Origin of the sequence: Pseudomonas sp. HR96 (assembly GCF_034059295.1) — a bacterium.
Taxonomy (GTDB): domain Bacteria; phylum Pseudomonadota; class Gammaproteobacteria; order Pseudomonadales; family Pseudomonadaceae; genus Aquipseudomonas.
This window is the reverse complement of sequence record NZ_CP139141.1, coordinates 3,511,399-3,536,942: the sequence shown is the minus strand read 5'-3', so window position 1 is coordinate 3,536,942 and position 25,544 is coordinate 3,511,399. Positions and strand designations below refer to the sequence as shown.

The 25,544-nt window shown below is 64.9% G+C and carries 21 protein-coding genes and 1 tRNA gene; 4 read left to right on the top strand and 18 right to left on the bottom strand.

The window, feature by feature from the left end:
• Window positions 1–16 precede the first annotated feature (16 nt).
• A complete protein-coding gene (locus SFA35_RS15800; RefSeq protein WP_320571482.1) occupies window positions 17–781 on the top strand; it encodes an ABC transporter ATP-binding protein in 765 nt (254 codons plus the stop codon).
• A 119-nt stretch (window positions 782–900) separates the two neighbouring features.
• Here SFA35_RS15800 and SFA35_RS15795 read toward each other — a convergent pair whose 3' ends face one another.
• Entirely contained in the window at window positions 901–1,572 is a 672-nt protein-coding gene (locus SFA35_RS15795; protein ID WP_320571481.1) for a Bax inhibitor-1/YccA family protein, read from the bottom strand.
• A gap of 180 nt (window positions 1,573–1,752) precedes the next feature.
• Here SFA35_RS15795 and SFA35_RS15790 point away from each other — a divergent pair.
• A tRNA-Ser gene (locus SFA35_RS15790) sits at window positions 1,753–1,840 on the top strand.
• A gap of 84 nt (window positions 1,841–1,924) precedes the next feature.
• Here SFA35_RS15790 and SFA35_RS15785 read toward each other — a convergent pair.
• The 3 genes from SFA35_RS15785 to SFA35_RS15775 form a co-directional block, all read right to left on the bottom strand.
• Window positions 1,925–2,236: a BrnA antitoxin family protein gene (locus SFA35_RS15785; RefSeq protein WP_320571480.1), complete on the bottom strand. Its 312-nt coding sequence runs from the start codon at window positions 2,234–2,236 to the stop codon at window positions 1,925–1,927.
• On the bottom strand, window positions 2,214–2,489 hold the full coding sequence (locus SFA35_RS15780; protein WP_320571479.1) for a BrnT family toxin: 276 nt from the start codon (window positions 2,487–2,489) through the stop codon (window positions 2,214–2,216). Before SFA35_RS15780 ends, SFA35_RS15785 begins: the two co-directional genes overlap by 23 nt.
• 260 nt (window positions 2,490–2,749) lie before the next feature.
• Window positions 2,750–3,139 carry a carboxymuconolactone decarboxylase family protein gene (locus SFA35_RS15775; RefSeq protein ID WP_320571478.1) on the bottom strand — a complete coding sequence of 130 codons (390 nt, stop codon included), beginning with the start codon at window positions 3,137–3,139 and terminating at the stop codon, window positions 2,750–2,752.
• 248 nt (window positions 3,140–3,387) lie between these two features.
• On the opposite strand from SFA35_RS15775, the gene SFA35_RS15770 reads away from it, so the two are divergent.
• Window positions 3,388–9,180 carry a hypothetical protein gene (locus tag SFA35_RS15770; protein WP_320571477.1) on the top strand — a complete coding sequence of 1,931 codons (5,793 nt, stop codon included), beginning with the start codon at window positions 3,388–3,390 and terminating at the stop codon, window positions 9,178–9,180.
• 98 nt (window positions 9,181–9,278) lie between these two features.
• Here SFA35_RS15770 and SFA35_RS15765 read toward each other — a convergent pair whose 3' ends face one another.
• Together SFA35_RS15765 and SFA35_RS15760 are read right to left on the bottom strand one after the other, a co-directional pair.
• Window positions 9,279–9,743 carry a type II 3-dehydroquinate dehydratase gene (locus tag SFA35_RS15765; RefSeq protein WP_320571476.1) on the bottom strand — a complete coding sequence of 155 codons (465 nt, stop codon included), beginning with the start codon at window positions 9,741–9,743 and terminating at the stop codon, window positions 9,279–9,281.
• Window positions 9,740–11,113 (bottom strand): MFS transporter, encoded by a 1,374-nt coding sequence (locus tag SFA35_RS15760; RefSeq protein ID WP_320571475.1) that lies wholly within the window; start codon window positions 11,111–11,113, stop codon window positions 9,740–9,742. Before SFA35_RS15760 ends, SFA35_RS15765 begins: the two co-directional genes overlap by 4 nt.
• Window positions 11,114–11,270: 157 nt before the next feature.
• On the opposite strand from SFA35_RS15760, the gene SFA35_RS15755 reads away from it, so the two are divergent.
• Window positions 11,271–12,173 (top strand): LysR family transcriptional regulator, encoded by a 903-nt coding sequence (locus SFA35_RS15755; protein ID WP_320571474.1) that lies wholly within the window; start codon window positions 11,271–11,273, stop codon window positions 12,171–12,173.
• A gap of 10 nt (window positions 12,174–12,183) precedes the next feature.
• On the opposite strand, the gene SFA35_RS15750 is transcribed toward SFA35_RS15755, so the two are convergent.
• The 12 genes from SFA35_RS15750 to SFA35_RS15695 all read right to left on the bottom strand — a co-directional run bounded on the left by SFA35_RS15750 (window position 12,184) and on the right by SFA35_RS15695 (window position 25,522).
• Window positions 12,184–14,520, bottom strand: a complete 2,337-nt coding sequence (locus SFA35_RS15750; RefSeq protein WP_320571473.1) for a tetratricopeptide repeat protein — start codon at window positions 14,518–14,520, stop codon at window positions 12,184–12,186.
• 88 nt (window positions 14,521–14,608) lie between these two features.
• Window positions 14,609–16,201: an arylsulfatase gene (locus SFA35_RS15745; protein WP_320571472.1), complete on the bottom strand. Its 1,593-nt coding sequence runs from the start codon at window positions 16,199–16,201 to the stop codon at window positions 14,609–14,611.
• Window positions 16,198–17,571 carry a BatD family protein gene (locus tag SFA35_RS15740; RefSeq protein WP_320571471.1) on the bottom strand — a complete coding sequence of 458 codons (1,374 nt, stop codon included), beginning with the start codon at window positions 17,569–17,571 and terminating at the stop codon, window positions 16,198–16,200. Before SFA35_RS15740 ends, SFA35_RS15745 begins: the two co-directional genes overlap by 4 nt.
• The gene (locus SFA35_RS15735) at window positions 17,568–19,082 is read right to left on the bottom strand and encodes a VWA domain-containing protein (RefSeq protein WP_320571470.1); all 1,515 of its coding nucleotides are present in this window, start codon (window positions 19,080–19,082) and stop codon (window positions 17,568–17,570) included. The genes SFA35_RS15740 and SFA35_RS15735 overlap by 4 nt, the downstream gene beginning before the upstream one ends.
• Window positions 19,083–20,078 (bottom strand): VWA domain-containing protein, encoded by a 996-nt coding sequence (locus SFA35_RS15730; protein ID WP_320571469.1) that lies wholly within the window; start codon window positions 20,076–20,078, stop codon window positions 19,083–19,085.
• Complete coding sequence (locus tag SFA35_RS15725) at window positions 20,065–20,544, bottom strand: DUF4381 domain-containing protein (protein WP_320571468.1); 480 nt, start codon at window positions 20,542–20,544, stop codon at window positions 20,065–20,067. The genes SFA35_RS15730 and SFA35_RS15725 overlap by 14 nt, the downstream gene beginning before the upstream one ends.
• Complete coding sequence (locus tag SFA35_RS15720; protein ID WP_320571467.1) at window positions 20,541–21,500, bottom strand: DUF58 domain-containing protein; 960 nt, start codon at window positions 21,498–21,500, stop codon at window positions 20,541–20,543. The genes SFA35_RS15725 and SFA35_RS15720 overlap by 4 nt, the downstream gene beginning before the upstream one ends.
• 11 nt (window positions 21,501–21,511) lie before the next feature.
• Entirely contained in the window at window positions 21,512–22,489 is a 978-nt protein-coding gene (locus SFA35_RS15715; protein WP_320571466.1) for a MoxR family ATPase, read from the bottom strand.
• Between the two features lie 16 nt (window positions 22,490–22,505).
• A complete protein-coding gene (locus SFA35_RS15710; protein WP_320571465.1) occupies window positions 22,506–23,099 on the bottom strand; it encodes a hypothetical protein in 594 nt (197 codons plus the stop codon).
• A complete protein-coding gene (locus SFA35_RS15705; RefSeq protein WP_320571464.1) occupies window positions 23,096–23,887 on the bottom strand; it encodes a DUF2092 domain-containing protein in 792 nt (263 codons plus the stop codon). The genes SFA35_RS15710 and SFA35_RS15705 overlap by 4 nt, the downstream gene beginning before the upstream one ends.
• 3 nt (window positions 23,888–23,890) lie before the next feature.
• A complete protein-coding gene (locus SFA35_RS15700; RefSeq protein ID WP_320571463.1) occupies window positions 23,891–24,571 on the bottom strand; it encodes a DUF3313 domain-containing protein in 681 nt (226 codons plus the stop codon).
• A 36-nt stretch (window positions 24,572–24,607) separates the two neighbouring features.
• Window positions 24,608–25,522 (bottom strand): transporter, encoded by a 915-nt coding sequence (locus SFA35_RS15695; protein WP_414058405.1) that lies wholly within the window; start codon window positions 25,520–25,522, stop codon window positions 24,608–24,610.
• Window positions 25,523–25,544: the final 22 nt, after the last annotated feature.

Genomic DNA, 25,544 nt, shown 5'->3' with positions numbered 1-25,544 from the left:
TCTGCAAGGACTGGCCATGACTCGCAACAGCCTGACCCTGGAAAACATCAGCAAGCGCTTCGCCGCGCAGCCGGGTGCGCGCAGCCAGCTGCAAGTGCTTGACGGCATCCACCTGGACATCGCCGCCGGCGAGTTCATCAGCATCGTCGGCGCCAGCGGCTGCGGCAAGTCGACGTTGCTGCGCTTGATTCTCGGCCTGGACGAGGACTACGAAGGGCGCATCCTGCTCGACGGCAAGCCGATTCGCGGCACCGGCCTGGATCGCGGTATCGTCTTCCAGGACCATCGCCTGTTCCCTTGGCTGACTGTCGAGCAGAACGTTGCCGTGGGCCTGAAAAACGCACCCTTGACGGCCACGCAGAAGCGCGACAGCGTGCGCGAGCATATCGAGCTGGTGGGCCTGCAAGACTTCGCCAGCAGTTACCCGCATCAGATATCCGGCGGCATGGCCCAGCGGGTGGCCATCGCCCGCGGCCTGGTCAACCGGCCCAGCGTGCTGCTGCTCGACGAGCCGCTGGGGGCACTGGATGCCCTGACCCGTACCCGCCTGCAAGGTGAGCTGCAACAGATCTGGGCCAAGGAAGGGATCACCATGATTCTGGTGACCCACGACGTCGACGAAGCGGTGTTCCTCGGCGACCGGGTGGTGGTCATGCAACCCAACCCCGGGCGCATACGTCGCATCCTCGACATCGACCTGCCACGCCCGCGCAATCGCAGCGACGCGGCGTTCATCGCGCTGCGCGACGATGTGCTGAGTGACTTTGCCCAGGTGCATTAGGCTCAGGAGCTCAGGTGGGAGGGGGCAGCGCCCCGAGCTCTTGCCCGCGACCAACGAAAAAGCCCGCTTTTCAGCGGGCTTTTTTTGTGGGCAGTGAGCCGGACAGTCGACAACCAGCCTCAGTCATCGCGACCCATGATGCCGAAGATCTGCAACAGGCTGATGAACAGGTTGTAGATCGATACATACAGGCTGATGGTCGCCATGATGTAGTTACGCTCGCCACCGTGGATGATCGCGCTGGTCTGGAACAGGATGCACACCGACGAGAACAGCACGAAGCCGGCGCTGATCGCCAGTTGCAGCCCGCTGATCTGGAAGAACATGCTCGCCAGCGTAGCGCCCAGCAACACGAAGAAGCCGACGGTGATGAAGCCACCGAGGAAGCTCATGTCCTTGCGGGTCATCAGCACGTAGGCCGACAGGCCACCGAACACCAGAGCGGTCATGGCGAAGGCCGAGCTGACCACTTCAGCGCCGCCCTGCATGCCCAGGTAGCGGTTGAGGATAGGGCCGAGCAGGTAACCCATGAAGCCGGTCAGGGCGAACGCCGACACCAGGCCCCACGCCGAATCGCGCAGCTTGTTGGTGAGGAAGAACAACCCGTAGAAGCCGATCAGCACCACGAAGATATTCGGGTAGCCGACGTGCATCTGCTGGGAAATGTAGGCGGTCAGGCCACTGAAAGCCAAGGTCAGGGCCAGCAGGCCGTAGGTGTTGCGCAGGACGCGGCTAACTTCTAGCTGCTGAGCCTGCGAGCCATTATTAACTGCATAATCCTGTTCGCGCATGGCGGACACTCCTAATAGTGCGGTAATGGTAGAGCTGGTGTCTGTTGTAGCAGGTTTCGCACGTAAATAGCTCGTGCTGAAATGTTTAGAATCAAGATCATACCAGACCGCGCCAAAGCGGCCAGCGATGGAGTTTGACAGGGTGTTTCAATCCGGTATCATGGCGCCCGCAACAAATCTGGAAGCGTGGCCGAGTGGCCTATGGCAGCGGTCTTGAAAACCGCCGGGTGTCAAAGCCCCTAGAGTTCGAATCTCTACGCTTCCGCCAAATCTCGACGATAAAGCCCTGAATTTTCAGGGCTTTTTTGTTTGTGCAAGTTTTGCTGTCGAGGGCCGCCAGGCGCTTGCACGATCACCACACTGGACGTGGGTGCTGGCTCACGTATTCCTTCAACGCCTGATCCATGCGTGTCTGCCAGCCGCTACCGCTGGCTTTGAAGTACTCCACCACCTCTGGCGAGAGTCGTAACGACACCCTGGCCTTCACTGGAGATTTCTGGGGGCCGCGCTCGCCACGGCGGCGAACCACTGCCTGCTCGAAGAATGCAGTGACGGCCTCCTCATCGTTCGGGTTGTAGAGATCGTCCGCGTCCTGAGCGATGGGCGCATCGGCAGCAGCTTCGCGTTTTACGCGATCCCAATCAGTCATGTCGGTAACTTTCATAAAGTTTTCTCTCCTGTCTGGATGCGCGGCGCAATGAAATTGCCCGGATGTCCTGGCCGCGTTCCACGTACACCAGTACGAGAACCATACCCAGGATCTTGACCATGGCCATATCTATCCATCGGTCTTCGCCATGACGTTGTGTGCAGAGCGTGATTTTGTCCGGCGAGTCGTACACCAGACCCGCCTGGGCCAAATCGAAACCATGTTTGACGATATTGGATTGGCGCTTTGTTTCGTCATAGATAATCATGATTTGATCGTAAGCACAAAAAAAACGTCCGGCAACGCGGCTGGGCTTTGGTTGTGTTACAGATTTTAACCAATGCCAATGCGTGCCTCATAGGCTTCGATCGTTCGGATTCTCCCCACGCCCCCTGGCAAACCATTACAGCGCACCCCCTCCCAGCACCGCCGCCATCACCGCCATCACCGCCAGCAGCGACGCAAATAGCGAGAGGAAGAACGCCAGGTCATTCTTGCGCATGGCAGCACCAGACAGCCACTACCCGATCAAGCCGGCTGCTCACCCTCCCAAACCTTGATCGCCTCGCTCGCGACCCGAAAAGCCGCCAGCGCCAGCGGCACCCCGCAGTAGATACCCGCCTGCATCAGTACCGCGCGGACCTCTTCCTTGGTCACCCCGTTGTTCAACGCCCCTTTTACATGCCCGGCCAGCTCATGGTGCTGACTCATCGCGGTGAGCATGGCCAGGTTGAGCAGGCTGCGGGTCTTGAACGGCAGGGTGTCGTCGCCCCAGATGGCGCCCCAGCAGTATTCGGTGACCAACGCCTGCATCGGCCGGTTGAAGTCATCGGCCGCCGCCCAGGCTTTTTCCACATGGGCTTCACCGAGCACGGCTTTACGGTTGGCGAAGCCTTTTTCGAAGAGATCATTGTTCATGGCGCCACTCCAGAATGGGAAGCGCACAGCTTTGCGCTGGAGCCCGCCCATGTCTACCACGAAACGCTATTTCAGGTTGCCCTCCTGCAAGTGGCAGCGGCACATGCTGCACGCCGCAACTGCTGGCCGCTGACGAGCAGGGCCGCAGTGTCATCGAGCGTACAGAACGCGTTGATTTGGCAAAAATCAAATATGGAAAACCGAGCCAGCTTCTGAATACTGAGTGCAGCACTCATCGGAGCTGGTTCATGACGCTGCATGCCCCTCCAATCACCCGCCAGCCCGAAAGCAGCGTGGCCCCAGTCGATCAACACGCGATCGAGCAGATGAGCGCGGTGATGGCCGGGCCGAGATTGCCCGATGCCGTGTGGCTGCCGCAGACGGCCAAACCCGCCACGCCAGACGCGGCCAAAACCCGTACCCGCCTGTGGTACGAAACCCTCAAGGCGCTCGTCCTGCCTGCATTGCTGGGCTTGCTGCAGCGAGCGATCAAGGTGGGTCTGCCACAAGTCGATGTCGCGGCGCTGCTGCACGCGCTGGCGGCGTTACGTGGCGAGGCGCACGCCGCCGAGCGGTTACGCGAAGCGAAGCGGCGTGCAGGAGTGACCCTCAGCCCGGAGATGGAAACGCTGCTCGACCTCGCTGTTGAAGTGCAAGCCGCAATGGAACCTGGCGAGGCCAGCCTGATCGGCAGTCTGCTCACCCCGCTACGGCTGTTGCGCAATATCATGTCACTTGCGCCGGTGGCGCCTTTCGAACCGACCACGCAAAGCGCACTGGACATCGCCTTGCCGCGCTTGATCAAGCTGTTGGAACTGTTGCAGGACCATCAGCCCGTAGAGGACGAAAGCAGCGTTGCCGCCCTGATGCGGGTACTGACTCCGGTCGAGATGGCCAAGCTTGTCCTTCCGCAAGACCTGCAGTGGCTCCCCGACTTTTTCAGTGACTGGGCCCAAGTCATCAGACGTTTCAAGAGGCTGATCAAGCCCGGCGCAGTCGACTACCCGCATGCCGCTGCAGTCCAGTTGCTCGGCACCGGGCTGCACACCTCGTTCGGCGGGCTGGTGGCGCAGACCGTCAACATGCGCCTGGCTGCCGTCGCCCAGACCTTGGCGGGACCCCACGAGCTGCCGCCGCAGGACACGCCCCATGCCCGCGCCAGCGTCACCGTGTTGAATCTGGAGCGGGCCTTGCGCACTGGCGTGGCCTTGCCCGTCGAGGTCCGTGACTACCTGACGCAACTCGAAGCAAAAAGCGGCTCGCTGCAAGCGCTAAGGAGTTTTCCAGCCCAAGGGTCGCTCCAGGAGCAGCTGGGTTGGGGGCTTGAATTGATGGCCGAACCGCAAGTGGGCGAACTGTTCGACCTTTTGTTGCCGCACGACTTCTCTCGGCAGATCACCGCGCCCATGAACATCGCTCGGGAGTTCATTGATACTGCCGAAGTGAATGAAAACCCCGCCCAGGGTCTGCAGCGGCTGATCGGCATCGCCGCTCGATCGCCGCACTTGTCGCTTCTCGAGCGTGCCTTGCCGGTACCGTTGACCGAGGCCATCAGTCAATATGGCTATTGGGCGCCGCTGGGCCAGGCCATGCTGCAGCCCTATCAGGCACTTTCGGACCAGGCAGGGGCTTTTGATCAGGTAGGTGCAATAAGCCGCGGTATCGTCGGCGTGGCCACGCAGACGTTGACGGAGGCAGTCACCCGCCGCTGGCAGGACGGCACCCTGTCCGCTGCGGCGATGCCGGTGCTGGCGATGATGATGTTCTACGTCAGCGGCACCCGACCCACCAGCGCCGTGGAGGCAGCACGCATCGGAGCAAAATTGCTGCTCAAACGACTGCCGATCGTGCAAGCGATGTACAGCTTTGTCGGTCTGGTGAAAGTGCTATGGAGCGCCTTTGCCGATCTGGGCCAGCTGTTTACCGCCTGGAACGCGGGCACGCTCGGCGACGGACCGCTGCATGGCTATTTCGCTCGGATCCTCAGGCATCTGGCGGATTGGGCACCCGGACTGCTGCGCCTGGCCGAAGTATTGACCTTGTTGCCAGAGGTCTATCGGCTTTATAGCCATGACAGCCGGCAGAACCCCGACGGTAACTGGATGCAGCGCCTTGCACAGCTGATGCTCGATCTGCAGAGCAGCACCGACCCGCTGGTTCAAAGCTACGTGGTCCGGCTGCGAACCTTGGTAGTGGCCAGAATCACCGGCCTGGCGCCCGAGCAGCTGGCTGGATTGCTCGGGCCGCAAGCGCCAGGTCCGGCACCAGAGGCCACGGCCAGTGGCTCAGGTCCCGTCGCCGCGTCAGGTCTATCCTCTGGGTGGTTCGGGGGCGGTAGTCCGGTGGGCAGGTTCCTCAGCCTGTTCGCCATGGTGGGCGGCGCGCAGGCCACCGAAGACGATAGCCAGGAGGTAAGCCATGTCTACAACGACGACCTCAAGCGCATGGCGGCTGACCAGGGCTCGTTGGCAACTGAGCATCGCATGCAGGCTTCCACGGCCTACATGATAGCCGGTGCGGCCTCGTTCGGTGTGGCGGGCATGTTCGGGCTGCTGGCATGGCATTGGTCAAGGACAGGGCAACCTGACGCGATCGACACCAACACCAACACCAACACCAACACCAACACCGGCACCGATGGCCAATACCTGATAGCGACGCCGGGCCATGTCACTGTCCCGTTGGGTGACGAGGCTTCAGCCACAGTGGCCGATTCTGCTTCGTTATTGGCCCCATCGCACGACTCCCAAAGCCCGGCCGGTACTGTCAAACCCGACCCCGGTCGCCTGCAGCAGGTCATTGCCTACGCCAGAAAACACAAGATCAAAGGCGCGATCGGCGCTGCTGCGGCGTTCGGCGTGCTGGGTGCGGGGCTGACGATCTACGGGGCGACCCAGGCCTATCAACGCAAGCGCCAGCGCGACGAGATTGGCCAGGTGCTGGACAGCCCTATCTGGACCTTCGAAGACACCACCTTCCTTGACGAGATTGATCACCGGCTGCTGTCGGAGTACCCGTCGGGCCATGCCATTTACCAGGATCCGGTGTTGCTGCGAACGGCCATAGACAAGATTCTGGCCGAGCCGCTGGAACAGTGGGTCAGCGACGAAGAACGTGAAGAAGCGCAGGGGTCGCAACACGCCTCGGCTGACCCGCAGCCTGGTACACGCGGGGCGCGGATAAGGCTTAGAAGAGCCAAGGCTGGCAAGCGAGGTGGCTCGAGAAAATCCGCCGAGAGCGAAACGGTTGCGCAGACGATGCAGGAGAGGGTGGAGATCACTGCCGAAGTCACACAGGAGCGCATTGCCGAGCGGCGCAGGACCGACGGTCTGGTGCTACGCGCGTTCCGCAGCTTGGAGGAGGAAAGTTTCGATGTGCCCATGAACCTGCTGAACGAATGGCTTTACATCGAAAAGCTCGGCCAGGAAATTCTCGATGACCACCGTGCCAAAAACCCTACCAGCTCACTGCGAGTTCATTTTGACAGTGAGCTGACCACCGAGGTGCAATTTGATATCTGGGAAGACAATGCCGATAACTGGTTTTCCGAATTTGCCCCCCGCTGGAAAGTCACGGGTTTGACCGGCCAGGATAAATTCCGCGAGCATATCCAGCGGGCTGATGACTACGAGAAAAAAATTCAAGGAGTCGACAAGTACACGCGCAAAAAAACCCAAAAGAAAAGTATCACCTGGGGCAAGCTGCTGCGAGGCATGCGCAAGCACGAATTGGGACGTAATACGTTCAACGAACAGTATGATGATCCTTTCTTCAAGGAACTGGACGAGACCGACACCCCGGTTCGCCACCTGCAGGAGCTCGACGCCTTCTACCGCAAGCATGAACAGCAACTGCAGCGGGCAGCGACCTTGCGTGGCCAGCACATGTTGCGCGACAGCATTGGCACGGCAGATTACGACCCGGTGCAGCGCTTGCAGGACGGCCACGCGGTCCTGTATCAGGTCGCGATAAAGGCAGTTCCAATACCCCCTCGTTTCCTGGAAGACGTCGGTTTGAGCATGTCTGAAAGACGCCGGCTGCGTGCTGAGTTGACCGCGCCTCGCCCCCTGATGGACACCGTCGAATTTGTCGACGAAACAGCGCCGGGCGGCCGGGTTGACGAGATTGTCTTTCTGGGCACCGGTGTTCATGAATCGGTAGCAAGTTATGCCGACAAACAGCGCATGTACGTGCAACGGTTCGCCTCGATCATCGAGATCATGAACAGCCTTCCCGTGCTGATCGTCAATGGCCGGGTGGACCCGCGCGCTGTCGATGCCGTCATGAAATACCTGTTCAGGAATATTTCGACGCAAAATTTCCTTGACGCTGACAACAAGGCGCGTGGCGAAGACGCACTCTACTCACCTGAGTACGTCGCCAACATTCGCAAGAAACAGGCAGAATTCAGGGCGCAGGATCCAGGAACAGCGGCAGGGTATGTGACGGTGCGCCGATGTGACCAGACCACCCTCTCTCAGGTATTGCTGGTCAAGACCAACCAGATGAAGGAACTCTCGGTGGCTAACATGGACCGAGCCACCATCTCGGAAAGTGAAAACTTCTGGCTGGACGTCTTGCACCGGGTCGATTTCATCGGTGGGATCATCAGCGCAAGCCTGCGCTGGGTCGGCAGCCACCCCACGATGCCTCCCAAAGCCAAAATGGCTCTTTATGGAACCGCAGCCCTTTTGCAGATCGCCACCTTGACCGGGACCAATATCGCGCGTGGGGCCATCGACGCTTATGACGGGGCCGCTCAGGATGCCATGGTCAAATGGCTGTACGGGATGTACGAAATGGTCTTCGACCGACTCATCAAAGACACCGCAAAAGAGTTTTATGCGAGGAGCAAGGCCTCGGAACACGCCGCCAAGTGGATTCAGATAGTTGTCGAGAAGGCAGGTCTCAAAGGCCTCTTGCTGACTGAAAACAGCATGAGAGAGACGCTGGGTCTGATCAAGGCCAAAGAGGCCAGCTTCCGTGACAGGGCTCAAGCCTCTACCGCCACCTTGCAGGCGTTCAACACCTCGCCCCTGAGCACCTACGTTGCACAGGACCCACTAGGCACCGAAGCGAGCGGCCAGGCGGTGGCTGACCGCGCCCTTCGTGACCGGCTGCAGCGGCAGGTCAATGAAGACCGCCGCACCGACGCCCTGGAAGATCAGCGCGAGCGAGACTATGAGAACTTGCCGGCGAATCAACGGACCGCCGCAGCCAGAGAACGCCGACGGGAGGAGGGCAAGCAATACCAGGCGGGCGCCGAGCAGCGAGCAAACAATCAACAGGAACTTGACGCGGCCAACCTCAAGGTGCGCCAGCACGACCAGCGGGCGCAACAACAGATCGTCCACGATACCGAGAAGCGCCAGCAAGCCGAGCGCCTGGCCGATCACCAGCGCCGCGAAGAGCAGAGGGCATTGACCCACGACCGCAAGGTGCGTGGGGCCCGTGTCGATGATGCCGAAGTGGCGCAAGCTTTTCTCAGGACTTTGCAATCAGCGCGCGACCTGGGCGCACAGCCCGTCGACCCGACGGACGTGAGAGGGCAACCGAATGAATCCGACGCCTGGCAGGATCGTCTGCGGGACGAGGACGCGGCTTATGAGCGTGCCGAGTACGAACGTCGCCAAGGCGATACTGCCGTGGCCAAACGCCGGCGCGAAGTGCATGGCATGATCACGGCGAGGAAGCGTGACCCCTCTTGGGATGCAAAAATCGATGACGGTCGGCGCTACCCGAAAAACTTTGTCGGCATGAACCAGGTGCAACTGATGGAGGCGAGGCTCGACTTGCAGGACCTGGGATCCGAGCATCGCGTCACCCTCAGGGAGCTGCAACGCACCGAGAAAAACCTGCAAGGCCGCCGTGCAGGTTACCGCGTAGCGGCGGATCTGACTGCCGTCGCCGGCCTGATTCGCGATTACACCAGCGCCAGAGATGTCGTTATGCAGCGAACCCAAGAGGTTGTGTCGCGCATTGAGGTTGCTGATATGGCCAACTCAGGGGCTCTGCTGGAGTGGACAATACTCGGTGCATAGACAGCGTTGCGGCGCTGTGAAGTCGCTGAAAACGTCCACACTGGCCGCGCACAGCCTTTGAACCGCCAAGACCGGCTGTGTGAGCTTGTGAATTGGCTTCACTGATCGGCGGACGCTTCTTCCTGCACCTGCAACAGCTGCGCCACCGCCCGCACCGCCAGCGGGTAGCCCGCCGCCCCCAGCCCGCAGATGACCGCATTGACCGCCCCGGACATGATCGAATGGCGATGCAGTTCGTCGCGCCCGTGGATGTTCGACAAGTGCAGCTCGATCAGCGGCGCCTTGATCAGCTTCAGCGCATCGAGCACCGGGATGGAGTGAAACGACAACCCCGCCGGATTGATGATCACCGCCGCGCCTTGCTCGAACGCTTCCTGCAGCCAGTCGACCATTACCCCTTCATGGTTGGTCTGGCGAAACTCGCATTGCAGGTCCAGTTCAGCCGCCAGGGCCTGGCTGGTGGCGCGGATCTCGGCGAGGGTGGTGTGCCCGTAGATGTGCGGCTCGCGGCGGCCGAGCATGTTCAGGTTGGGGCCATTGAGAATGAAAACGCTGCGATTCATGGGTGTCCGCCATAGGGCTTTGCGAGAAGGGCGTCGGGCGCCTGGTCCTGGGGTTGCTGCGTGGTGACCTGGTTGAGGTCGATGCCGCGGGTTTCCGGGCCGATGGCGATCATCGCCAGGGACATCAGGTTGATGGCGGCGCACAGTGACACCAGCGGCCATGGCGAATTGTCGTACTGGCTCATCAGCCACACGGCGATCATCGGCATCGGGCCGCCAACCAGCAGGTTGGCGCCGGTATAGGCCAGCGCCGAGCCGGAATAGCGCACCTGGGTGGGAAAGGCTTCGGCAAAGGCCACCGGCTGGATGCCGCTCTGGAACTGGGTGAAACCGAGGAACAGGCCCATGATGACCATGATCGCTGTCATGTTCAGGGTGTTCAGCACCGGGAAATACACCAGCAGGATCACCAGCGTCATGCACGAGCCGAATGCCAGTGCCTTGCGCCGGCCCCAGCGGTCGGACAGCCAGCCCCCGGCCAGGGCGCCGAAGATGGCGCAGACGTTGGCCACCATCAGCGACATGAAACCCATGGCCTGGGTCAGCCCCAGATGCTTGGTCAGGTAGCTGAGGGAAAAGATCACAATCAGGTAGAACAGAGCCGCCGGCGAGCAGAAGAACAGCATCAACCGCACGATGGTTTTCGAATGGCTGCCCAGCGCCGACTTGAGCGGGCTGCGCGCGGTCTGCCGGGCGCTGTCCTTGAGGGCGACGAAGGCCGGCGTTTCATCGACCTTCAGGCGGATGAAGATGGCCACCACCACCAGCACGAAGCTCAGCAGGAACGGGATGCGCCAGCCAAAGCTTTCGAACTGCGCAGCACTCAGGGTTGCTGCCAGGCCCATCAGCACTGCGTTGGCGAGGATCTGGCTGAGCGGCGAACACAGCCCCAGCAGCCCCGAGTAGCGCCCGCGCCGGTCGCGCGGGGCGTGTTCAAGCGCCATCAATTGTGCGCCGGTCGATTCACCGCCCAGCGCAAAGCCCTGGATGATGCGCAGCAGCACCAGCAGCATGGGAGCCCAGACGCCCACCTGGCCGTAAGTGGGCAGCAGGCCCATCAGCACCGAGGCCAGGCCCATCATGGTGACGGTGGCGAGCATCAGGTTGCGCCGGCCCAGCTTGTCGCCCAGATAGCCGCAAGTGATGGCCCCCAGCGGCCGCGCAGCCAGGCCGACGCCGAAGGTCGCCAGCGACGCCAGCAGGCCGGCGGTCGGCTCCATCGCCGGGAAGAACAGCTTGGGCAGGATGGTGGCGGACATCGCTCCGTAGAGCGTGAAATCGAACCACTCCAGCGCGGTGCCGATGGTTGCCGCCGTCACCGCTTTGCGCGACATGCGCGAATCATGAGGTGTGCTGGTCACTGTGCTCATAGGTGTGCTCTGGTTGTTTTTATCGTTATCAGGCTGGCCGATGGCGGGGAATGCTGTTGATTCAAGCCACCGCAGCGACTAGACGATAGCGCATATGGCTTGCAGAATAATGATCGAAACCTACACATTTCAATAAGCTTGGCTTATGGATGCGCCCATGGAACTTCGTCACCTCAAAGCCTTCGTCGCCGCTGCGCAGTTGCAGCACTTCAGCCAGGCGGCCGAGCAGCTGGGCATCGCGCAACCGGCGCTGAGCCAGCTGATCCGCACGCTGGAGCAAGAGCTCGGCGTGGCGCTGTTCCGCCGGGCCAACCGCGGCGTGGTGCTGACCGCCGCCGGCCTGGCCTTTCAAGCCCATGCCCGGCAGGCGATCGAAGCCAGCGAGCTGGCCGTGGCCGCAGCGCGGCGGGCGCGGCGCGGGGAGGTGGGAGAGATCAGCCTCGGCTATCACTCGGCCTTGCTCGAGCATCACCTGCCGCATCTGCTGCGGCATTACTTCAGCAGTTTCCCGCAGATCAAGGTGGCGCTGGTCGATGCCGGGATCGGCGCCCAGTTCGAGATGCTGCTGGCACACAAGATCGACCTGGCGTTTGCCCGGGTGTTCAAGGACCACTTGCCGGACCGCCTGCGCACGCACCCGTTCAGCCATTCCCGGCTGGTGCTGCTGGTGGCGGACAACAACCCGCTGGCCCGCGACTTCGCCGGCGACCTGGCCAGCCTGCGGCGCGAGAAGTTCGTGTTCCTGCAGGACCCGACCGGCGTCGGCCTGACCTCGCACACGCTGCATGCCTGCCGCCAGAACCAGCTGCACCCCGACAACATTTTCTACGTGCCGTCGCTGATGAGCATCCCCGGCCTGGTGGCCGCCGGTGTGGGCATCAGCATCGTCCCGGAGCCCATGGCGCGGCTGAGCATGCCGGGGGTGCAGATCTTTGCCCTGAGCCAGCCGCAGATGGTCAGCGAGCTGTCGCTGATTTCGCGCATCGACGAGCGCTCCAGCGCCGTGCTGCACTTTATCGAGCAGGCGCACGGCTGGGTCGAACGGGAGGGGGCACTGTAGCGCGGGCTCGCTAATGCAGCACTGGATCCCCCGGGTTGATCGCCTTCAGCTGATCAATCAAGGTTTTCATCTGCGCCACCTGGCCGTCATCCCGTAGCTGCGCGACGAGTGCCAGCCGTACGTCGCGGTTTTCCGGGTGGCGGTCCAGAGCCGACTGCAACAGGCGGCGGGCGCCCTCGGTGTCGCCTTGATCCTGCAGGCTCAGCGCCAGCACATAAGCGTAGCGGGCGTTGTCCGGTTCCAGCCGGTTGGCTTCGCGCAGCGCAGCCAGGGCGGCCTGAGCCTGGCCGCGGCGTACCAGCGCCAGCCCCTGGGTGAACTGCAGCAGGGCGACCTGCGGTTGCGCCTTGAGCCGCGCGGCCAGCAGGGCATCGGCTTCGGCTTGCCGTTGCCGGGCATCGAGCCATTGCACCAGGGTCACCAGCGCCGGCAGGAAATCGCCATCACGCTGCAGGGCCGTGCGCAGGTAAGGCTCCACCTGGTCGGCGCGGCCCGTGGCTTGATAGAGCAGGGCCAGATTGAGATTGGCCTCGGCGCGCTCCTGCAGGCTCAGCTGCACCTGCTCGTATTCGCCGATGGCCTGCTCGAAGGCGGCCTGGTAGCCGCCCAGCTGCGGCCCGGCACCGAGCAGGGCGTGGGCGCTGGCGATGCGCACGGCGAGGATCGGGTCACGCAGCACCGGGCCGAGCAGATCGACGCGCTGCTCAGCGGGCAGTTGCGCCGCCAGCGCGTTGACCGCCGCTTCGCGCACCTGCGGCGCCGGATCGCGCAGCGCCGTGCTGCTGGCGGCCAGGGCCTGCTGGCTGGGATAGGCCGGCAACTCGGCGACCAGAGTGGCGCGGCGGATGGCCGCCAGCAAGTGGTCGTCCAGCTGCGAGAACAGCGCCGCCGCCGCCCCCGGCTGCGCGCTGCGCGCCTGCCACAGGCTCTGGGCGTATTGCGCGCTGGGGGTGTGCAGCTCGGCCTCGCCGTACCAATCCTTGAAGCGCTCGATCACCTGCTGCGCTGGCAGGTCCTGGTGGCAGGTGAGGCAGGCATCGGGCATGCCGATGCGCTGCGCCAGGGCCGGGTTGGGCAGGCTGAAGCTGTGATCGTGGCGCAGGTCGTTGACCATGAACAGCTTGCCGGGCATGTGGCAGTCCACGCACTGCGAGCCGGGCTGGCCGGGCTGATGATGGTGATGCTCGGGCGAGTCGTAGTTTTTCGCCTGCAGGCCGGCACCGTCCACCCCAGGCACGCCGGTCTTGCCGGCGCTGTTGTGGCATTGCAGGCAGACGCCGTTGCCTAGCGCCTTGAGCTCGGTGCTGTGGGGGTTGTGACAGTTGCTGCAACGCACGCCCTTGGCGAACATCTTGCTCTGTACAAAGGAGCCGTGCTCGAACACCTCGCCCTTGATCTTGCCGTCCAGCTCGTACAAATCACGGGTCAGCGCCGCCGGCAGGTAGGCGTCGAGCAGCGGCTGGCCGGGCTTCTGGTCGTCGCCCAACGGCGCGCGGCGGGCGTGGCAGCGCGCGCAGGTGTCGACCTGGGTACGGTTGTCGGCCTTGGCCAGGTCGATGACGAAGCCGGCATTGGCCGTACTTGCCAGCGCCTGCGGCTTGCCACTGAGCAGCAGGTGGTTGGAGGCCGGGCCGTGACAGGCCTGGCAGCCGACGCCCAGGCTGTTCCACTGGCTGTTGAAGGTATTGCTGGCTGCGTCGAAATTGCGCTTGAAGCCGGTGGTATGGCACTCCACGCACATGAAATTGGCGTTCTGCCCTGGCTTGCTCCAGTGCAGCGGGTCTTTGAAATCCACGCCTTGCCCGGGGTAGATGTGAAACCAGCGGTGTTTTTCGGTATCCCAGGCCACGCCCAGCGCCTGCAGGCGGCCACCGGGTGCCTGCAGCAGGTATTGCTGCAGGGGCGCCACGCCGAAGGCATAGGCCACCTTGAAATCCTTGGCGGTGCCGTCGCCATCCTGGGTGTTGACCCAGAATTCACCGCCTTTGCGAAAGAAATGGGTGGTGTCTTTCTCACCCTTGAAGGTGGTCGCATTGAAGTCGCCGAGCACCGTCTGTTCACTGGCGTCCTGCATCGCCAGCTGATGATGGGAGCCTTGCCAATCCTTGACCTGGGCACCGTGGCAGCCGGCGCACTGTTGTTCGTCGACGAAGGTCGGCGCAGGCAGCGGTTTGGCCACAGCCTGCGGGGCAGGCGGCGCCGGCAGCGGCGTTTGCGGCGGGCGTTGCGCGAGGTACGCCAGGGCGCCGGCTGTCACCAGCAGCACCGCGATAAAGACGGGGTAGAGACGATGGAACAAACCACGGGGCGCTGCGTGGGTCGGCGTTACGGTTTTCTTTGTCGGCATGCCGAATTTCCCAGACCCGTTTCATTCCCTTGAAGTACTGCCAAGGTAGTCGAGCCCATCCGCCTGCGCCAGGCGGATGGGCCATGACCTACTGTTTCTTCGCGTCCTCGCGCATGCGTTCGTCGACCTTGCTGTCCACTTGCTTGCGGATCTGGTCGATGCTGAAGCTCGCCGGTTTCTGGCTGGGCGGGTAGTCGACGAAGGTTTCCAGGAACTGCGCCGAGCGGGTGATCGCCATGCCGATCAGGTAGTCGTTCTTCACCACCCAGTCGTTGTACTGGTCGGAGACCACGTCGGCGCGCTCGTAGGGGTCCATGCGCAGGTTGAAGATCTTCGGCACGCGCAGGCAGATGAACGGCTCGGACCAGACCCGGAAGCCGCCCGGCTCGCGCTGCTCGCAGTACACCACCTTGAAGTTGTCGAAGCGCGTGGCGACCATCTCGCCGTCGTCGTTGAAGTAGAAGAACTCGTGCCGCGCACCGGAGGCCTCCTGGCCGGTCAGGTAGGGCAGCTGGTTATAGCCATCCAGATGGACCTTGAAGCTGGCGCCGCCACTGCTCGGTGCCCACCCTTTGAGCAGCTTGTTCTTCACGTCGCCGTCGCCGGCGGCGGCGAGCAGGGTGGGGAACCAGTCGAGCCCGGAGAAGATTTCGTTGGACACCTCACCCGGCTTGATCTTGCCTGGCCAACGGACCATGGCCGGCACGCGGAAGGCGCCCTCCCAGTTGGTGTCCTTCTCGCTGCGAAACGGCGTGGTGGCGGCGTCCGGCCAGGAGAACTGATTGGGCCCGTTGTCGGTGGTGTAGACGACGATGGTGTTGTCGGTCACCTTCAGGTCATCGAGGGTCTTGAGCAGCTTGCCGACGTCGCCGTCGTGCTCGACCATGCCGTCGGCGTACTCGTTGCCGGGCATGCCGCTCTGGCCGGCCATCGATTCGCGCACATGGGTGAACACGTGCATGCGCGTGGTGTTCATCCAGACGAAGAACGGCTTGTTGGCATCGACCTGCTTCTTGATGAAGGCCTGGGCGGCAGCGGTGGTTTCGTCGTCGATGGTCTCCATGCGCTTTTTGGTCAGCGGCCCGGTGTCCTCGATCTTGCCGTCGGCGTAGGAGTGCAGCACGCCACGCGGGGCGTTGGCCTTGGCGAACGGGTCGTTGGGGTCCTTGGGCCAGAACGGCCGTTCCGGTTCCTCTTCGGCGTTGAGGTGGTAGAGGTTGCCAAAGAACTCGTCGAAACCATGGTTGGTGGGCAGGAACTCGTCGCGGTCGCCCAGGTGGTTCTTGCCGAACTGGCCGGTGGCGTAGCCGAACCCCTTGAGCGCCTGGGCGATGGTGATGTCGCGTTTCTGCAACCCGGCAGCGGCGCCGGGGATGCCGACCTTGGTCAGGCCGGTGCGCAGCGGGCTCTGCCCGGTGATAAAGCTGGAGCGCCCGGCGGTGCAGCTGTTTTCCGCGTAATAGTCGGTGAACAGCATGCCTTCCTTGGCGATACGGTCGATGTTGGGCGTCTTGTAGCCGACCACCCCCATGGAGTAGGCACTGATATTGGTCTGGCCGATGTCATCGCCGAAGATCACCAGGATGTTGGGTTTGTCTGCCGCTCCTGCGGTGGCCGAGAGCGCCAGCATTGAGGCTGCCATGAAGGCCAGCCGGGGTAGCCAGTTTCGTCTGCGAGTCATTTCAGTTGCCTCCGTTGCCATGACGTGCTCGCTTGATGCGAGTCGGGTAGTGCGGTGCTGCGTGGATGAAATCGGGGGTTGAGCGGTTGCAGGCCGCCGACGTCCTTGCCGGCGGCGGACTGGCCAGCGTCGGGCTTGAGTGCCGGGCTGCGCAGCAATTGCTGCAGCGCCTGGGCGGCGTGCGGCTGGCGGCCATACAGCGCCTCACTCAACCCGATGGGCAAGCGCTCGCGCAGCGGCGCCAGGCCTGTGCTGCCGCACGTCCGGCGCACCCACAGGTACAGCGCGTCGAGGCGCGGCGGCTGGCCGCGCAGTTGCCCGGGCACTTGCTGCAGCGCCTGGCGCGGCGAAGCCAGCCAGCGTTGACGTCGCTGCTCGCGCTGGTGCTGCAGCCACTTGCGCGCGCGCCGCCAGCCGGGCCGCGCGGCGTACAGCAGGGCCGCGGCGGCCAGGGCCCACAGGCTCCACAGCAGCCAATGCCGCGACAACGCGATACGGCCGTGCTGGCCGAGCCGGTCAAGGTCCTCGCGCACCGACCAGGGCGTGCTGCGCGCCGCTGCGGCACGGGCCTTGAAGGTGAGGGCAGGCAGCTGCGCACTGCGCAACCGATGGGCGTCGCTGTCCCACCAGGACAGCTCGATGGCCGGCAGAGCAAAGTCGCCCTGCCGCTGGATCACGTAGCTGGCACCGTCGCTGCGTTGCGCGCCGCTGATCTGGCCGCGACCATCGTCCAAAGCCTTGAGCTGCGGGGCGTCGAGATAGCGCCGCAGTCCGTCGACTTCGGCCAGCGGCACGGCGGGCAATAGCATCAGCTGCGCGCCGTCGGCGCTGAGGGTCACCTGGCGCCGCACGCTGTCGCCGACCTGCAGGGCGCTGCTCGATGGCTCAAGCGTCTGGCTCAGGCTCACCGCCCGCGCCACCAGCACCGACTGCCCGATGGGCACGCCTGCCGGTTGTGTCACCGCGAAATTCAGCGCCTGGCTCTGCACGGTTTGAGTCGGGGTCACGGCGATCGACAGCGCCGGTACGACGAATGCCCCGGGCCGCGTCGGGGTCAGCCAATAGCTGTAGCGCAAGGCAACGAATTGCACGCCGTCGCGGCTCAGGTTCAAGTGCCGCGCTTCGCCGGAGGGCGGCGTCACCACGGCGTTGGCCACTTCCAGCGCAGGCAGTTGCGGCGCGGCGGTGAACCAGCTGTCGGTCAGTACATCCACTTGCAGTTGCAGGGTTTGCCCGGCGACCGCGCCGCTGGCCGGCTCCAGGTGGGTCTCGATGCGCAGCTGCGCGGCGCCGAGCAGTCCGGCCGGCAGGTAGAGACACAGCCCGGCACCAATCCAGGTCCAGGTCCAGGTCCAGGTCAGGCGGTTCATGGTTGCACCTGCGCGGCGGCGCTGCGCTGGGCGTCTTCCAGGCGAAATTTCTGTTGCAGGAACGCCGCTGGCGAGGTGCTGAGGTTTTCCAGCCACTGCGCGTCGGAGGGCGTGGTGCCTTGCGCCAGCGCATGGGTCTTGCCTTGCCCGGCCTGCTTGTCGTACTTCAGCGCATCGGCCTTGACCTCCGGGGCCTTGTCCTGGGCGTCGCGGTAGTCCTTCTGCAGGGCCTCGCTCAGCAGCAGGTTGGCCTGGGCCTGGGCGAAGTCCGGCTGGCGCGCCAGTGCCTGGCGATAGGCGTCGATGGCTTCGTCGAATTTGAACAGGTGGACGTAGCTGTTGCCCTGATAAAAGTAGCCGGCGGCGCTGTCGAGCCGGGCGAATGCGGCCTGGGCGCTGGCGTAGTCACCCAGGGCATAGGCGGCCAGGCCTTGCCAGTACGGGTCGCGGAAATGCGCGGCGGCCTGTTGATAGTGGTGGTGTTCGTAGGCCCAGCGACCTTGCTGGTCGGCGCTGAAGAAGGCGTCGGCCAGGCTCGCGGCCTGGGCCGGCGGCGGCCCGAGCAGCAGCAGCGCCAGCAGCGCCGCGCCCCAGTTCAGGCTCCAGCCGCGGCGCAGGCTGAAGAAGGCCAGCACCAGCAGCGGGTAGAGCAGCCAGTAGCCGGCGTCCTTCCATTGCAGTTGCTGCTGCTCGGCGCTGGCAGCCTGGAAGTGGCGTTGCGCATGCAGCTCGATCCAGTCCAGGTCGTCGTCGTTGCCGGTCAGGCTGCCCAGCGGGGCGTCGGTGGCGTCGGCCAGCTGTTGCAGGCTGGCTTCGGCCTGGCTGTTGACCGCCACAATCAGCAGTTGCAGGTCCTGCTGATCGAGCAGTTTGCCCAGCGCTGGCAATTGCCCTGGGTCGGCGGCGTCGGTGACCAGCACCAGCGTGCCCGGGCTCTGTTCGGCGGCCAGCAGCCGGTTGGCGATCTCGACCACGCCAGCCAGGTCGCGACCCGGTGTGGCGATCAGGTCGCTGGACAGCACCTGCAGGAACGATGTGAGCAGCGCCGGATCGTCGCTGGGTGGCAGCACCAGATGGGCGCTGCCGGCGTAGGCGATCAGGCCGATGCGCCCGCCATGCCGACGTTGCACCAGGTCCAGCAGCTTGTGCCGGGCGGCTTCGAGGCGGCTGGGGGCGATATCGTGCCCGTTCATCGACGGCGACAGGTCCAGAGCCAGGATCAGCGGTGCGCGATTGTCCAGAAAGGCCGGCCGATCCTGTTCCCAGCTCGGCCCGGCCATGGCCAGGGCGCCGAGGATCAGGCTGGCACCGAGCAAGTGAATCGGCTGCACCCGCGCCTGGCCCTTGGGCGCGACGATCAGGTGACGCAGCAGGTGCTCGGCGATCAGCCCGTCAAAGCGCCCGCGCGCATCGCCCAGCCGCCGCCAGGCCAGGATCAGCAGCAGCGCCAGCGGTATCAGCAACAGCCAGGCTGGGCGCAGGAAGTGCAGGGCGTCGAGGTCGATGTCCATTCAGGTCTCCTGCGCCAGCGGCCGGGCACGCCGCCAGTACACGCGCAGCGCCGCGCCGCCGTGAAAGACACCGAGCAGCAGCATGGCGGCGCCCAGTGGCAGCCAGAACAGGTCGCGCTTGGGCTGGTGGCTGAGGGTGCTGACCTGGTGCGGGGTAATCTGGTCGAGGGTCTGGTAGACCTGCTGCAGCGCGCGGCTGTCTTCGGCGCGAAAGAAACGCCCGCCGGTGCGCGTGGCGATGGCCGCGAGGCCGTCGAGGTCGACCTTGGCGTCGCCGCTGGCAGCCGGGTCGCCGATGCCGATGGTGTGCACCACAATGCCGGCGGCGGCGGCCATGCTCGCTGCATGCAGGGGCGCGACCCGGCTGCTGGTGTCGTTGCCGTCGGTGAGCAGGATCAGCACCTTGTCGCGCTCCGGCGCATGTTCCAGCAGGCGCATGGTCAGGCCGATGGCGTCGCCCAGGGCGGTGTTGGGGCCGGCCATGCCGATGCCCACCTGCTCCAGCAGCAGCGCCAGGCTGGCGTGGTCGAGGGTCAGCGGCGCCTGGGCAAAGGCGCCGCTGCCGAACACGATCAGGCCCAGGCGGTCGTCCTTGCGCTGCTGGATGAAGCCTTGCACCACTTGCTTGACCGCGCTCAGGCGGTCGACCTTGCTGCCGTCGGCGAGGCTGTAGTCTCGGGTTTCCATGGATTGCGAAATATCGATGGCGAGCATCAGGTCGCGGGTCGGCTGTTGATGCAGCAGCGGTGGCTGCACCCACACCGGCCGACTCAAGGCGATCACCAGCAGCAGCCAGACCAGCAGGTTCAGCCCCAGCTGCACCAGGTGGCGGCGCAGGCCCTGGCGCTTGGGCGTCTGCCCGACCGCCTGGCTCAGGGCATTGAAAAACGGTACGCGCAGGGCGCGCTGGCGTTCGCGGTAGTCGGGCAGGTAGCGCCAGGCCGGCCACGCCAGCAGCGTCAGGGCCAGCAGCCAGGGGTGGTCAAGCTGCCACATGATGGCTCTCCACCCATTGCCGGCTCAGGCGCAGCAATTCCAAACGCTGAGGTGGCGCCATGGCCTCCAGGCGCGCCTGCGGGGCGTAGGCCAGCAACGCCAGGCGCGCGGCGAAGTCGTGGGGCAGGGGCACCGAGGTGCTGGCCTGGAGGAAGGCCTGCCAGGCCTGGCCGGTCAGGCTCGCCACGGGCGGCTGGTGCGGCATGGACAACGCCACTCGCTTGAGCAACTCGGGCACCTCGCGCAGCGCGGCGGTGTCCAGCTGCCGTTCCAGCTGACGCAACCGAGCCAGGGCCTGACGCCGATAGCGGTCACGGCGCCAGTGACGCCAGCGCCAGGCGCTGGCCGCGAGCGCCAGCAGCAGGACCAGCCCCAGCAGCACCAGCCAGCCCCAGGTCTGCGGCAGATAGCTGACGGGCGCGGGTAGCGGCAGCTCCTGCAACTGCTCGATGGCCGGGCTGCTCATACCGGGCTCCGGGCGCCACGCCGAGGTTCGCGGCCCAGTTCACGACGCAGTTGCAGCGGCGCCTCCTCACCGCTGCTGAACATCAGCAGGGGCACCCGGCTGCGCCGCAGCAGTTCGGCCACTTCGCGCAGGCGCCCCTGCAGGTAATCGCCCAGCGGCTTGCGCACGGTGGCGCGGTCCAGGGTCAACTCGACCTGCAGCTGTCCCTGGGTGACCAGCACCCGGCCGCGCTCGGGCAGCCTCAGCGCCAGCGGGTCGTACACTTGCAGGGCCAGCACGTCGTTGTGTGCGGCCAGTTGGCGCAACAGCTGCACGCTCGCCTCGGTGCAGCCGGCGAAGTCGCTGACGATGCAGATCAGCTGGTCATGCCCGCCGCCCTGCACGCAGCGGCGCAGGGCCAGGTCGAGCTGTCCGGGGGCGTCGGCCAGTACGCTGTCAGCGCTCAGCGCAGCGTTCTGCCGGCTGATCGCGGCCAGCAGGGCGGCCACGCTCTGGCGGCTGCGGCGCGGGGCAATGGCTTCGATACGGGCGTCGTTGAACACCAGGCCGCCGACCCGATCGCCGGCCTGCCAGGCCATCCAGCCGAGCAGGGCGGCGAGCTCGGCGGCCAGCACCGACTTGAAGCTGCGCTGCGAGCCGAAGTACATGTTCATGCGCTGGTCCACCAGCAGCAGGGCCGGGCGATCACGCTCCTCATGGTAGGTCTTGACGTAGGGCAGGCCGCGCCGCGAGCTGGCGCGCCAGTCCAGCGCGCGCAGATCGTCGCCGGGCTGGTAGCGGCGCAGCTCCTCGAAATCCAGGCCGCGGCCGCGCAGGCGCGAGCCGTGATTGCCGGCCAGCAGGCTGGCCCGTGGCTGGTGTGCCAGCAGGCTGAGGCCGCGGGCCTTGAACTCCAACGCCATGAGCTCGGCCAGCGACACCTGCACGCCGTGCCAGGGTGAGGGATTGTCCTGCATGGCGCTCTCCTTCAGGTGGTGATGGCAACTTTGTCGAGCAGGCGATCGAGCACCTGCTCGACGCCGACGCCATCGGCGACTGCGTCGTAGCTGAGCTTGAGGCGGTGGCGCAGCACCGGGTGCAGCACCGCTCGCACGTCATCCGGAGCGACGAAGTCGGCGCCTTCGAGCCAGGCGTGGCTGCGCGCCAGACGGTCCAGGGCAATACCGCCGCGCGGGCTGGCGCCCAGCTCTATCCAGCGCGCCAGGTCGCTGTCGTATTGCGCCGGATGGCGAGTGGCATCGATCAAATCGATCAGGTAGCGGTCGATGGCCGGCGCCACATGAATCGCGCTGATCTCGCGCCGCGCGGCGAACAGCACCTCCTGAGCCAGGCCCTCGGGTGCGGGCGCGTGCGGCTGCCCGGCCTGTTGCTCCTCGCTGCGCAGCAGCTGCAACACCTGGCTTTCTGCCGCTGGCGCCGGGTAGTCGAGCAGCACCTTCATCAGGAAGCGGTCCATCTGCGCTTCGGGCAGCGGGTAGGTGCCTTCCTGCTCGATGGGGTTCTGCGTGGCCATGACCACGAACAGCGCCGGCAACGGGTGACTGACCCCGGCCACGGTGATCTGGCGCTCCTCCATGGCTTCGAGCAGGGCGGCCTGGACCTTGGCCGGGGCGCGGTTGATTTCGTCGGCCAGGATCAGGTTGCCGAACAGCGGCCCCTGCTGGAACAGGATCTGGTTGCGCCCCTCGACCTGCTGCAGGATTTCTGCGCCGGTGATGTCCGAGGGCAGCAGGTCGGGGGTGAACTGGATACGGCTCATCTTTGCCTGCAGGTGTCGAGACAGGGCCTTGACCATGCGCGTCTTGGCCAGCCCCGGCAGGCTTTCGAGCAGCAGGTGGCCGTTGCCCAGCACGGCCAGCAGCAGCTGCCGGATGACCTGCTCCTGGCCCAGCACATCCTGGGCGATCAGCCGCTGCAGGTCGTTGATCTCGTCGCGGATACTCATGTTCGCTCCTGTCCTTTCATCGCGGCGCTACGACCACCACATATTGCAAGGTGGTGCCGACGTACTGCGGCTGGTACCAGGTGCTGCCGCATTGCTGGTAGCTGATGCCGTTGACCAACACCGGCACGCAGTTTCTGGGCACCGAGGTCACCGCGGTGCCGATGGCGATGGCCGTCACCGTGGTGGCGCCGATCACCGCGGCGGCGGCCCAGGGGTGATACCAGTCATCGTCGTCGTGGTGCGGCGGTGGTGGTGGCCCGGGAGGCCCGGGAGGCCCGGGAGGCCCTGGCGGTCCGGGCGGATGCGGTGGCGGCCCGGGGTGCGGCGCGGGGCCCGGGCCAGGTTGCGGATGGGGCGCCGGGCCTGGCTGGGGATGCGGCGCGGGGCCGGGCATCGGGTGCGGGGCAGGTCCCGGCATGGGGTGCGGTGCCGGCCCTGGCATCGGACGCGGCGCGGGGCCGCCGGCGAAGCCGTGGGGCGGCACCACGAAGGTTCGTGCGCCGCCGCCGGCACGCATGTGCCAGGCCTGGGCGGGTACCGGGCAGAGCAGCGCCGCCAGCACCAGGCCGAGGGTGGCGCGTTGCAGAATCCGGTTGCAGGCAGTCTTCATGGTTGCGCCTCCTGCGCGGGCGCGCTGATCTCGCGCAGCGGCACCGCCTGAGCGTCGGCCGGCGGTACGAAGTCGAAGGCGCTGGCGGGCGCCGGCTTGTCCTGCACCCAGTGGTAACGCACGCTGTGCCGCGGCCTGCCGTCGATGTCCTGACGGATGATCACCAATTGGCACGGCATCGGCCGGGCACCCAGGTGCACCCACAGTTGCCAGTCCACGCCGGGTTGACGGTAGGCGTAGTGGGCGCACAGCTGGCCGTCGATCTCCTGGTCGTTGATGTAGAGGGCGCTGCTCACGCCGACCGCCGCGGCGGTGCCGGCATCCCAGCGAAACAGGTCGGCCAGCGGCAGTTCAATGCCGTAGCGCAGGTACATGTCGTCGAGCAGCCCGTCGATGGTCGCCGGGCCGGCGCCGCTGGCGTAGTAGCGCTGACCTTCGTCGAACAGGGCGAAGCGCTTGCCGTTGAAATACAGGGTCTTGCGCCAGGGGCCGTCGGCGACGCTGACCCGCAGCTTGTTCGGTTGGGTCACCAGCAGCTCGGTGCGCTTGTTGAACTGCACCACCTGGCCGTCATCGAGCTGCTGGTCGGTGTCGCTGCTGGCGATCAGATGCAGGTGCGTGAGCGAGCGCAGGTACTGGCCCATTTGCTCCAGCACCTTGAGCGCACGCGGGTCCTGTTCGGCCGCAGCAACGGGCGGCGGGTCGTCGGCCTGCACCGCCACGCTGGCCAGCAATGCCAGGCTGGCGCCCAGGGCGCGCAGCCAGCACGAGCAAGGACGCTGGGTCATTTGCTAGCTCCCGTTGCCTGCCTTGATTTTCTCGAAGCTGGCACGCATGTCGGCGGCCCAGCCGTCGAGTACCGGCTTGACGTCTTCCAGCCCGAGTTGGGTCTTGTCGTTTTCCAGCGGCTTGCCGCTGCCTTTGCGCACCACCTGGGCCAGCACCTTGTTGCTGTCGCCGTCGAGCACGGCGGCCTCGGTGGCAATATCGACATTCTGGTCACGCCCACCGGACGCGGTGTTCACGGCCGCTGCCACCAGCGCGATAGGAATCACCTCATAGGGCTTGAGGCCCTGGTTGCTGGTCGACACAGCGGTGATCGCCGGCCGCACGATCAGGGTGTGCGGGCCGGGTGCGCTGGCGATGCTCAGGTCCTTGCCCAGCTCACGCTTGAGCGCACTGTCGTAGTATCGAGTGATGGCTTGCAGGGTCTGCGCCGAGATCACGGCGGTGGGCTGAGGCTTGGGGTAGAACTGGCTGGGCTCGATGTACACCTGGGTGTACTGCGCTGCATTGACGTCATTGTCGATCCAGCGCATCACCGGCGCGCCGCTGGGGCTTTGCGCCGGTTTCAGGCGGCTGTAGTCCTTGAGAAACCCCGAGTACTGGCTGGGGTCGACCTGGGAGCTGGCGCAGCCGCCCAGGCCCAGCAGGGCGCAGCAGACCAGCGTGTTGAGCAGCGGCATCTTCATCGGGTGACTCCTGGGTATGGGACGGGCAGCGGTGGATTACCAGACGTATTGCAGGCGCAACGTCCAGGTGTTGACGTCCGGTGAAGCGGTGCGCTCGGAAACGGTGTCGCTGTAGGCCACCAGGCCGCCGAACTGCGGCGACAACATGAAACCCAGGCTGGCGCCGACCAGGGTGTTTTGCTGCTTGTTGTCCTGGTTGACGCCGTCGACCCTGGTTTCGCCGCCGGCGCTGTAGGTGGCGTCCAGGCCGATCCACAGCGCGCGGTTGATGGTGTAGCTGTAGTGGCTCTCGATGGCGTAGAGCGGTTTCTGCTCCAGCTTGCTGTTGCCCTGGTAGTCGTCGTTGTCGCCGTACAGCGTTGCGTAGGTGTTGAACTCCAGCCAGGTCGGGCCGATGGGTGTGCCAAAGGCGATCTCCGGTTTCACCGCCCAGCGGTTGGAGCCGATGTTGATGATGCGGTTCTTGTCGTAGTCGCCGGTCGGCGTGATCAGCGTCAGCGCGCCGCTGAGGAAGGTCTCGGGGGTCCACTTGGCGAATTCCTCGGCGCTCAGTGCCGGGCCGCCGAAGAAGTTGTGGGCGAACACCAGCTGGGTGTCGCCGCGCCCGCCGTTGTGCTTGGTGCCGCTGAAGTACTGGGCGTTGTCGAAGGAGGCCGAGAGGTCGGCATAGGGCTGCAGGATTTCTACCGCCGTGTTGCGCCCGTCGAGGTCGAAGGAGCGCGCGTAGCGGGCGATGTAGACATTGGCGTTGAGCGACAGGCCCTTGATCGGCAGCGCCGTGTCGATCGGCGTATTGGTGTCGATGACGTTGTAGTAGCCAAACAGCATGTTCAGGTCGATCGGCGTGTTCTGCCAGTCCCGCGCGTTGTCGGCCCAGGCCGTGGCAGGCAGGAGCGGCGACACGGCCAGGGTCATGGCGGTGAGGTAACCGGTGCGACGGCGAAAATCCATGACGAGGTACTCCTTGGTATCA

What these genes read in the sequence shown, in the direction of transcription:
- SFA35_RS15710 (WP_320571465.1), bottom strand. Translation starts at nt 23,099, where the DNA reads ATGAAGACTGCCTGCAACCGGATTCTGCAACGCGCCACCCTCGGCCTG.
- SFA35_RS15800 (WP_320571482.1), top strand. Translation starts at nt 17, where the DNA reads ATGACTCGCAACAGCCTGACCCTGGAAAACATCAGCAAGCGCTTCGCC.
- SFA35_RS15695 (WP_414058405.1), bottom strand. Translation starts at nt 25,522, where the DNA reads ATGGATTTTCGCCGTCGCACCGGTTACCTCACCGCCATGACCCTGGCC.
- SFA35_RS15750 (WP_320571473.1), bottom strand. Translation starts at nt 14,520, where the DNA reads ATGCCGACAAAGAAAACCGTAACGCCGACCCACGCAGCGCCCCGTGGT.
- SFA35_RS15720 (WP_320571467.1), bottom strand. Translation starts at nt 21,500, where the DNA reads ATGCAGGACAATCCCTCACCCTGGCACGGCGTGCAGGTGTCGCTGGCC.
- SFA35_RS15740 (WP_320571471.1), bottom strand. Translation starts at nt 17,571, where the DNA reads ATGAACCGCCTGACCTGGACCTGGACCTGGACCTGGATTGGTGCCGGG.
- SFA35_RS15730 (WP_320571469.1), bottom strand. Translation starts at nt 20,078, where the DNA reads ATGTGGCAGCTTGACCACCCCTGGCTGCTGGCCCTGACGCTGCTGGCG.
- SFA35_RS15700 (WP_320571463.1), bottom strand. Translation starts at nt 24,571, where the DNA reads ATGAAGATGCCGCTGCTCAACACGCTGGTCTGCTGCGCCCTGCTGGGC.
- SFA35_RS15795 (WP_320571481.1), bottom strand. Translation starts at nt 1,572, where the DNA reads ATGCGCGAACAGGATTATGCAGTTAATAATGGCTCGCAGGCTCAGCAG.
- SFA35_RS15775 (WP_320571478.1), bottom strand. Translation starts at nt 3,139, where the DNA reads ATGAACAATGATCTCTTCGAAAAAGGCTTCGCCAACCGTAAAGCCGTG.
- SFA35_RS15760 (WP_320571475.1), bottom strand. Translation starts at nt 11,113, where the DNA reads ATGAGCACAGTGACCAGCACACCTCATGATTCGCGCATGTCGCGCAAA.
- SFA35_RS15725 (WP_320571468.1), bottom strand. Translation starts at nt 20,544, where the DNA reads ATGAGCAGCCCGGCCATCGAGCAGTTGCAGGAGCTGCCGCTACCCGCG.
- SFA35_RS15745 (WP_320571472.1), bottom strand. Translation starts at nt 16,201, where the DNA reads ATGACTCGCAGACGAAACTGGCTACCCCGGCTGGCCTTCATGGCAGCC.
- SFA35_RS15755 (WP_320571474.1), top strand. Translation starts at nt 11,271, where the DNA reads ATGGAACTTCGTCACCTCAAAGCCTTCGTCGCCGCTGCGCAGTTGCAG.
- SFA35_RS15705 (WP_320571464.1), bottom strand. Translation starts at nt 23,887, where the DNA reads ATGACCCAGCGTCCTTGCTCGTGCTGGCTGCGCGCCCTGGGCGCCAGC.
- SFA35_RS15770 (WP_320571477.1), top strand. Translation starts at nt 3,388, where the DNA reads ATGACGCTGCATGCCCCTCCAATCACCCGCCAGCCCGAAAGCAGCGTG.
- SFA35_RS15735 (WP_320571470.1), bottom strand. Translation starts at nt 19,082, where the DNA reads ATGGACATCGACCTCGACGCCCTGCACTTCCTGCGCCCAGCCTGGCTG.
- SFA35_RS15785 (WP_320571480.1), bottom strand. Translation starts at nt 2,236, where the DNA reads ATGAAAGTTACCGACATGACTGATTGGGATCGCGTAAAACGCGAAGCT.
- SFA35_RS15765 (WP_320571476.1), bottom strand. Translation starts at nt 9,743, where the DNA reads ATGAATCGCAGCGTTTTCATTCTCAATGGCCCCAACCTGAACATGCTC.
- SFA35_RS15715 (WP_320571466.1), bottom strand. Translation starts at nt 22,489, where the DNA reads ATGAGTATCCGCGACGAGATCAACGACCTGCAGCGGCTGATCGCCCAG.
- SFA35_RS15780 (WP_320571479.1), bottom strand. Translation starts at nt 2,489, where the DNA reads ATGATTATCTATGACGAAACAAAGCGCCAATCCAATATCGTCAAACAT.